Source organism: Xanthomonas sp. SHU 166 (assembly GCF_000364685.1).
Classification (GTDB): domain Bacteria; phylum Pseudomonadota; class Gammaproteobacteria; order Xanthomonadales; family Xanthomonadaceae; genus Xanthomonas_A; species Xanthomonas_A sontii.
This window is the reverse complement of the sequence record NZ_AQOJ01000316.1, coordinates 1-8393: the sequence shown is the minus strand read 5'-3', so window position 1 is coordinate 8393 and position 8393 is coordinate 1. Positions and strand designations below refer to the sequence as shown.

9 protein-coding genes are annotated in these 8393 nt (G+C 68.1%); 1 reads left to right on the top strand and 8 read right to left on the bottom strand.

Features of this window, described 5'->3' with window-relative positions:
• From ftsB to D180_RS09625, 7 genes are all read right to left on the bottom strand, one after another.
• Positions 1-303: cell division protein FtsB (gene ftsB / locus D180_RS09655; RefSeq protein ID WP_017912627.1), on the bottom strand; the 303-nt coding region annotated here is incomplete at its 3' end.
• Between the two features lie 3 nt (positions 304-306).
• Positions 307-1599: a phosphopyruvate hydratase gene (eno, locus tag D180_RS09650; protein WP_017912626.1), complete on the bottom strand. Its 1293-nt coding sequence runs from the start codon at positions 1597-1599 to the stop codon at positions 307-309.
• Between the two features lie 87 nt (positions 1600-1686).
• On the bottom strand, positions 1687-2091 hold the full coding sequence (locus D180_RS09645; RefSeq protein ID WP_232760420.1) for a hypothetical protein: 405 nt from the start codon (positions 2089-2091) through the stop codon (positions 1687-1689).
• Between the two features lie 25 nt (positions 2092-2116).
• Positions 2117-2947, bottom strand: a complete 831-nt coding sequence (gene kdsA, locus D180_RS09640; protein ID WP_017911068.1) for a 3-deoxy-8-phosphooctulonate synthase — start codon at positions 2945-2947, stop codon at positions 2117-2119.
• Entirely contained in the window at positions 2944-3231 is a 288-nt protein-coding gene (locus tag D180_RS09635) for a hypothetical protein (protein WP_017912624.1), read from the bottom strand. The genes kdsA and D180_RS09635 overlap by 4 nt, the downstream gene beginning before the upstream one ends.
• Positions 3228-4892: a CTP synthase gene (locus D180_RS09630; RefSeq protein WP_017912623.1), complete on the bottom strand. Its 1665-nt coding sequence runs from the start codon at positions 4890-4892 to the stop codon at positions 3228-3230. Before D180_RS09630 ends, D180_RS09635 begins: the two co-directional genes overlap by 4 nt.
• Before the next feature lie 137 nt (positions 4893-5029).
• Positions 5030-5284, bottom strand: coding sequence for a hypothetical protein (locus tag D180_RS09625; protein WP_010343426.1), 255 nt, complete (start codon positions 5282-5284; stop codon positions 5030-5032).
• Positions 5285-5450: 166 nt separating this feature from the next.
• On the opposite strand from D180_RS09625, the gene parE reads away from it, so the two are divergent.
• Positions 5451-7340: a DNA topoisomerase IV subunit B gene (parE, locus tag D180_RS09620; protein WP_017911072.1), complete on the top strand. Its 1890-nt coding sequence runs from the start codon at positions 5451-5453 to the stop codon at positions 7338-7340.
• 284 nt (positions 7341-7624) lie between these two features.
• On the opposite strand, the gene D180_RS09615 is transcribed toward parE, so the two are convergent.
• Positions 7625-8392, bottom strand: a complete 768-nt coding sequence (locus D180_RS09615; protein ID WP_051064797.1) for a CDP-diacylglycerol diphosphatase — start codon at positions 8390-8392, stop codon at positions 7625-7627.
• Position 8393 lies beyond the last annotated feature (1 nt).

Genomic DNA, 8393 nt, shown 5'->3' with positions numbered 1-8393 from the left:
GGCCGGCGCGGTCGACACCGGCGCGTTCTCGACCACGCGGTAGAACTTTTCGCCCGGTTTGATCATGCCCAGTTCGCTACGCGCGCGCTCCTCGATCGCCGCCTCGCCATCCTTGAGGTCCTTGACCTCGGCGGCGAGCGCGGCGTTGCGTTGCTGCAGTCCTTCGTTGTCGCGCCTCTGGTGCTCGACCTGACTTTCGAGCACCAGCACTTCGCCGGAATTGCCCGGGCCGAGCCAGAAACGGTACTGCAGCCACGCCAGCAGTCCCGCCAGCACCAGCAGCAGCCAGCGCCAGTTGCGCACGGCTTATCGCTTGAGCGAGACGAACGCGTCGCGCCCGGCGTAGCGCGCGGCGCTGCCGAGCGCTTCCTCGATGCGCAGCAGCTGGTTGTACTTGGCCACGCGATCGCTGCGGCACAGCGAGCCGGTCTTGATCTGGGTGGCGGTGGTGGCCACGGCGATGTCGGCGATGGTGGTGTCCTCGGTCTCGCCGGAACGGTGCGAGACGATCGCCGCATAGCCGGCCTTGTCGGCCATGGCGATGGCTTCCAGGGTCTCGGTCAGGGTGCCGATCTGGTTGACCTTGATCAGGATCGCGTTGGCGGTGCCGGACTCGATGCCCTGCTTGAAGATCTTCGGGTTGGTCACGAACAGGTCGTCGCCGACCAGTTGCACCTTGCTGCCGACGCGGTCGGTGAGCAGCTTCCAGCCGGCCCAGTCGTCCTCGGCCAGGCCGTCCTCGATGCTGACGATCGGATACTGCGCGGCCCAGTCGGCGAGGAAGTCGACGAACTGCTCGCTGGTCAGGCGCTTGCCTTCGCCCACCAGGTGGTACTTGCCGTTGTCGTAGAACTCGCTGGAGGCCACGTCCAGGCCCAGCAGCACGTCCTCGCCAGCGGTGTAGCCGGCCTTGCCGATCGCTTCCAGGATGGTGTCCAGCGCTTCCACGTTGCTGCGGAAGTCCGGGGCGAAGCCGCCCTCGTCGCCGACCGCGGTGGACAGGCCGTGGCCCTTCAACACCGACTTCAGCGCGTGGAAGATCTCGGTGCCGGCGCGCAGCGCCTCGGAGAACGAGGCGGCGCCGACCGGCAGCACCATGAACTCCTGGAAATCGACGTTGTTGTCGGCATGCGCGCCGCCGTTGATGATGTTCATCATCGGCACCGGCAGCGCCAGGTTGGCGGTGTTGCCCGCGGCCAGCGACTGCCACAGCGGCTGCTTGCGCGAGGCGGCAATGGCATGGGCGTTGGCCAGCGAGACGCCGAGCAGCGCGTTGGCGCCCAGGCGGCCCTTGTTCTCGGTGCCGTCCAGGTCGATCAGGCGGCGGTCCAGGCCCTGCTGGTCGGCGGCGTCGAAGCCCTTCAGCGCGCTGGCGATGGTGGTGTTGACGTTCTCCACCGCCTTGCGCACGCCCTTGCCCAGGTAGCGGGTCTTGTCGCCGTCGCGCAGCTCGACCGCTTCCTTGGTGCCGGTGGACGCGCCCGAAGGCACCGCGGCACGACCGAACGAACCGTCCTCCAGGATGACATCGGCTTCCAGCGTGGGATTGCCGCGGCTGTCGAGGATTTCACGGGCGTGGATGCTGCGGATCGTACTCATGGGCGGGCCGGTTACCTGTAGGAAGAGGGGGCGGAAACGAATGCCGGCTGATTATCCCCGGCCGCCGGTTCCTTGCCAAATCCCGCCTCAGCCGGCGCCCATCAGGCCCAGCGGGATTCCGCTGAGGAAGAGCAGGATCAAGACCAGCATCGCCAGCAGCAGGCCGCCGGCGATGCCGGCCAGGAGGCGGCCGCGGCGCTGCGTCCAACTCAGCGCGGCGGCGATCGTCGCGCCCACCGCAGCCACTGCCACTACCAGCAGGGCGATCACCATCCAGAACAGCATGGCCAGGAAATGATCGCCGTGGCTGGGCGTGCCAATCCCACTGGAGAAGGCGAACAGCGCCACGACCAACGCCGCCCACGCCAGCAACGACAACAACAAGGCACACAGCCCCCAAGGCCAGGCGCCGGCCCGCTCGGGTGCGGTCATCGCCGCGGCTCCGAGAAGGCGACGAACACCCGGCAGCCCGCACCCGGCCAGGATCGGCACAGCCGCAGCGGCGGCGGCGCACGCCTCACGCGAAGCGCGAGAACCCGTGTTTCTTGGTCACCGCGTCCAGTTCCATCAGCGTTTCCAGCAGCGCTTCCATCTGATCCAGCGGCCACGCATTGGGGCCGTCGGACAGCGCCTTGGACGGGTCCGGATGGGTCTCGGCGAACACGCCGGCCACGCCCACGGCCACCGCCGCGCGCGCCAGCACCGGCACGAACTCGCGCTGACCACCGGAACTGCCGCCCTGCCCGCCCGGCAGCTGCACCGAATGGGTGGCATCGAACACCACCGGGCAGCCGGTCTCGCGCATCACGCTCAGCGAGCGCATGTCGCTGACCAGGTTGTTGTAGCCGAAGCTGGCGCCGCGCTCGCAGACCATGATCTGCTCGTTGCCGGTGGACTTGGCCTTCTCCACCACCGGCTTCATGTCCCACGGCGACAGGAACTGGCCCTTCTTGATGTTGACCGGCTTGCCGGCGGCGCACACGTTCTTGATGAAGTCGGTCTGCCGCACCAGGAACGCCGGGGTCTGCAGCACGTCCACCACCGCCGCCACCTCGTGCATCGGCGTGTATTCGTGCACGTCGGTCAGCACCGGCACGCCGATCTGGGTCTTCACCGCCTCCAGCACCTTCAGCCCTTCTTCCAGGCCGGGGCCGCGGAAGCTGGTGCCGGAGGTGCGGTTGGCCTTGTCGAAGCTGGACTTGAAGATGAAGTTGATGCCAAGCCGGCCGGTGATCTCCTTGAGCCTGCCGGCCACGTCGAGCTGCAGTTGCATCGACTCGATCACGCACGGGCCGGCGATCAGGAACAGCGGCCGGTCCAGGCCGACGTCGAATCCACAGAGCTTCATTGATTACCTTCCGGAGGTTCAGAGGGGCGCGGGAGGGGCGCAGGGACGGAGCCGCCGCCGAACCTGCCGGCAGCCCAGATGAGTGCGCCGATCAGCGCCAGCGGCGCAGCTAGCCCCACCGCCGCGATCAGGCAATACATCAGCCCCATCCCATAGCTGTCGGCCAAGCCGGTGCTGCTGCGCCAGGAGAAATAGACCAGCAAGGCCGCGGGAAACACCAGCACCGCGGCCGCAAAGAACCAGCGCGCGACCCTGCTCTCGCTGCTGCGCCCGGTCGCAGTCACGCCCTGGCTTCCTTGAGCAGCTTGCCGCCGGCCTTGCGCTCGCGCGCGGCGCGCACGAAGCCAATGAACAACGGGTGGCCGTCGCGCGGCGTGGACAGGAATTCCGGGTGCGCCTGGCAGGCCAGGAACCACGGATGCGTCTCGCGCGGCAACTCCACCATCTCCACCAGGGTGTCGTCCATCGACTTGGCGGCAATCACCAGGCCGGCGTCCTCGAGCTGGGTGCGGTAGCGGTTGTTGAACTCGTAGCGGTGGCGATGGCGCTCTGCCACCACATCCTTGCCGTACAGCTCGCGCGCCAGCGTGCCCGGCTTGAGCCGCTGCTCCTGCAGGCCCAGGCGCATGGTGCCGCCGAGGTCGGACTTCTCGTCGCGCTTCTCGACATCGCCAGTGGCGGTACGCCATTCGGTGATCAGGCCAATCACCGGGTACGGCGACTGCCGGTCGTTCTCGGTGCTGTTGGCCGCGTCCAGCCCGGCGACATGCCGCGCATAGTCGACCACCGCAGCCTGCATGCCGTAGCAGATGCCGAAGTACGGCACGCCGTGCTGGCGGGCGTAGCGCGAGGTCAGCACCTTGCCTTCGAAACCGCGGTCGCCGAAGCCGCCCGGCACCAGGATGCCGTCCACGTCGGCCAGGGCCGCCATGTCGCTGCCTTCCAGGTCCTGCGCTTCCAGCCACTTCAGGTTGACCTTGGTGCGCTGGCGCAGGCCGCCGTGCTTGAGCGCCTCACCGACCGACTTGTACGCGTCCTGATGGTCGACATACTTGCCGACCACGGCGATGGTGACCTCGTCGAGCGGATGCTTGATCGCGTCGACCACGGCTTCCCACTCCGACAGGTTGGCCGCGCCGACCTTGTCGCGCAGCTTGAACTGGTCGATGACGATCTCGTCCAGGCCCTGCCGGTGCAATTCCAGCGGCATGCCATAGAGCACGTCGATGTCGGCGGCGCTGATCACCGCGCGCTCGGAGACGTTGGTGAACAGCGCGATCTTGCGCCGCTCCGAATCCGGGATCGCCTGCTCCGAGCGGCACAGCAGCACGTCCGGCTGGATGCCGATCGAGCGCAGTTCCTTGACCGAATGCTGGGTCGGCTTGGTCTTCAGTTCGCCGGCCGCGGCGATGTACGGCACCAGGGTGAGGTGCATGAACATGGCCTTCTCGGCGCCGCGCTCGGTGCGCACCTGGCGGATCGCCTCCAGGAACGGCAGCGACTCGATGTCGCCGACGGTGCCGCCGATCTCGACCAGGGCCACGTCGTAGCCGGCGGTGGCTTCATCCACGCAGCGACGGATCTCGTCGGTGATGTGCGGAATCACCTGCACGGTGGCGCCGAGGTAGTCGCCGCGGCGCTCCTTGCGGATCACGTTCTCGTAGATGCGCCCGGTGGTGACCGAATTCTTGCGCGACAGGCGCGTGCGCACGAAGCGCTCGTAATGCCCCAGGTCCAGGTCGGTCTCGGCGCCGTCGTCGGTGACGTACACCTCGCCGTGCTGGAACGGGCTCATCGTGCCCGGGTCGACGTTGATGTAGGGGTCCAGCTTCATCATCGTGACCGACAGGCCACGTGCTTCGAGAATGGACGCAAGCGAAGCGGCCGCGATGCCCTTGCCAAGCGAGGACACTACGCCGCCGGTAACGAAGATCAGGGGGGTCATGGCTCAAAGGCCTCCCGGAAAGCCATAGTTTAACGGGTGAAGCGGATTTGCCCAAGCGCTTTTGCGCAACAGCCGCCCCATAAAAAAGCGACGCCCCGGGCGACCGGGGCGTCGTGTGCAGGAAACCCTGCGCAAACTCAAGGCTTGCGCGCTTCCTCTTCCTCTTCCTTCTTCGGCGCGGCCGCATCCTTGCCGGCCTTGTGCTCGGCGGCCGCGGCGGCGCGGCGCTTGGCCTTGGCATCGGCCTCGGCCTTTTCCTTGGCGACCTGCGCCTCGTAGGCGGCGGCACCGGAGGCGGCCGGATCGGCGCTCTGCGCCTGGGCCATCGCGACCGGCACGGCCACCGCGGCGGCGACCAGGGCGGCCAGGGTCAACAGCTTGCGAACGTTCATGGCGGACTCCTTTTGGGACGTGCGACGAAGATGTGGGCGACGTCGCGGTTTTTCCAGGGCCAGCGTAGCGCGACGCCGCCGCACCTGCCCTGAACACCGGCGACGTGCAAAAAACCGCCGCAGACCGCACACTTCCGGATCTGCTTCGCGCCACCTGCTGAGACGCATGAATACCCGCTACAACGCCGCCGACATCGAAGTTCTCTCTGGCCTGGACCCGGTCAAGCGCCGGCCCGGCATGTACACCGACACCGCACGGCCGAACCATCTGGCACAGGAAGTCATCGACAACGCCGTGGACGAGGCGCTGGCCGGCCATGCCCGGCACATCGAGGTGACGCTGTACAAGGACGGCAGTTGCGAGGTGTCCGACGACGGCCGCGGCATGCCGGTGGACATCCATCCGGAAGAGAAGATCTCCGGCGTCGAACTGATCCTCACCCGGCTGCATGCCGGCGGCAAGTTCAGCGACCGCAACTACACCTTCAGCGGCGGCCTGCACGGCGTCGGCGTCAGCGTGGTCAATGCGCTGTCCAATCGGGTGGAACTGTTCATCAAGCGCGAAGGCAACGAGTACCGCATGGCCTTCGCCGACGGCCACGCCGCCTCCAAGCTGGAGATCGTCGGCAGCGTCGGCAAGAAGAACACCGGCACGCGTCTGCGCTTCTGGCCGGATCCGAAGTACTTCGACACGCCGAAGTTCGCGGTGCGCGCACTGCGCCACCTGCTGCGCGCCAAGGCGGTGCTGTGCCCCGGCCTGACCGTCAAGCTGCACGACGAGGCCACCGGCGAGCAGGACACCTGGTACTTCGAGGACGGCCTGCGCGACTACCTGCGCGGCGAGCTGGCCGAGCGCGAGCTGCTGCCGGCCGAACTGTTCGTCGGCAGCCTGAAGAAGGACCGCGAGATCGTCGACTGGGCGGTGGCCTGGGTGGTGGAAGGCGAGCTGGTGCAGGAAAGCTACGTCAACCTGATCCCCACCGCGCAGCACGGCACCCACGTCAACGGCCTGCGCAGCGGCCTCACCGACGCGCTGCGCGAGTTCTGCGATTTCCGCAACCTGCTGCCGCGCGGCGTCAAGCTGGCGCCGGAAGACGTGTGGGACCGCGTGGCGTTCGTGCTCTCGCTGAAGATGACCGACCCGCAGTTCAGCGGCCAGACCAAGGAACGCCTGTCCTCGCGCCAGGCCGCCGGCTTCATCGAAGGCGCCGCGCACGATGCCTTCAGCCTGTGGCTGAACCAGAACGTGGAGACCGGCACGCGCATCGCGCAGATCGCCATCGACCGCGCCAGCGCGCGGCTGAAGACCGAGAAGCAGATCGTGCGCAAGAAGGTCACCCAGGGCCCGGCGCTGCCGGGCAAACTGGCCGACTGCATCAGCCAGGACCTCTCGCGCACCGAATTGTTCCTGGTCGAGGGCGACTCGGCGGGCGGCAGCGCCAAGCAGGCCCGCGACAAGGATTTCCAGGCGATCCTGCCGCTGCGCGGCAAGATCCTCAACACCTGGGAAGTGGCCTCCGGCAGCGTGCTCGCCTCGGAGGAAGTGCACAACCTGGCGATCGCGATCGGCTGCGATCCGGGCAAGGAGGAGATCGACGGCCTGCGCTACGGCAAGGTGGTGATCCTGGCCGACGCCGACTCCGACGGCCTGCACATCGCGACCCTGCTGACCGCGCTGTTCCTGCGCCACTTCCCCGCCCTGGTGCGCGCCGGCCACGTGTTCGTGGCGATGCCGCCGCTGTTCCGCGTGGACGTGGGCAAGCAGGTGTTCTACGCGCTGGACGAGGAAGAGAAGCGCTCGCTGCTGGACAAGATCGAACGCGAGAAGATCAAGGGCCAGGTCAGCGTCACCCGCTTCAAGGGCCTGGGCGAGATGAATCCGCAGCAGCTGCGCGAATCCACCATCCACCCGGACACCCGGCGCCTGGTGCAGCTGACCGTGGACGACGGCGACCAGACCCGCTCGCTGATGGACATGCTGCTGGCCAAGAAGCGCGCCGGCGACCGCAAGCAGTGGCTGGAGACCAAGGGCGACCTGGCGTCGCTGGAGGTCTGAGGCCGGGTGCGCGCGCTGGCGCTTCCAGTCAGCGCGTGCGCGGTCGTGCAGATGCCGCTTCCCCGGCCGGCTCGGCGAGAGCCGTGTCGGGTTTGCACTAGCGGGTTGTGACTGCTCCCGAAAGCATCGTGCGGGAGCGACTTCCGTCGCGACGCGCGAAGCAGGCAGATGCCGGGGCATCATGCCGTCGGGACTGAAGTCCCTCCCACAACATCCCTGCCTGCGCGCCGCACGACCGGCGGATGCCGTCAGTTGCCTGCGCGGCATCGACGCCGCCTGGGCCGTCAGCCACGCGCAGGCGCCGCCGGTACCACGCCGGTACAGTCGTGATCCTGCAGTTCCTCCGCACCGACCCCATCGCCGGGAAGCGCCGTAGCGGCCAGCAGCACGAAGCCAGGACGGCCATCGAACTCCGCGCCGACCACCGCCAGGGTCTGGTGCACCATGCTCTGCTGCGGCGGCAGGCTGCGCGCCAGCAGCGTCAGCGGATTCGCATCCAGTTCTTCGCCCTCCACGCGCATCGCCCGATAGGCGTGACCGTGCAACGGCTGCGGCAACGGCGCCCAGGTAGGGCCGATCGACGCCTGCATCGCCTGCAACTGGTCGCGCACCTGCGGCGCCAGGCAATCGATATGGACATGCAACTGGTCCTGCGAACGCGCCGAGGGCGGGTTGATCGTCAGGCTGGTCAGTTCGCGCGGCAGCGGCCGGTTCAGCAACCGCTCGACCCGGGTGCGCGCCTGCCAGGCCAGGCCCAGCCAGTTCGGCGCGCCGGCGGCACGCGCGCGCGGATCTTCGATCCCGCTCACCGGCACCGTCGGAATCAGCAGGTACTGGTAGTCGCCGCGCAGGTCCTTCATCAAGGCATAGCGTTGGCCGGGCTCGGCATGCACTTCGCTGCAAGGGGCCGGATCGGCGCCGGCGCGCGCCTGCGGCAGGCAGCGCGTGCTCAACAGCCGCCACAGGCGCTGGCGATCGTGGGCATGCGGATCGTGCGCCGCCGGCGACTCGGCCACGGACGGCGGCGCTGGCACGCTGGCGCAGCCGGCCAGC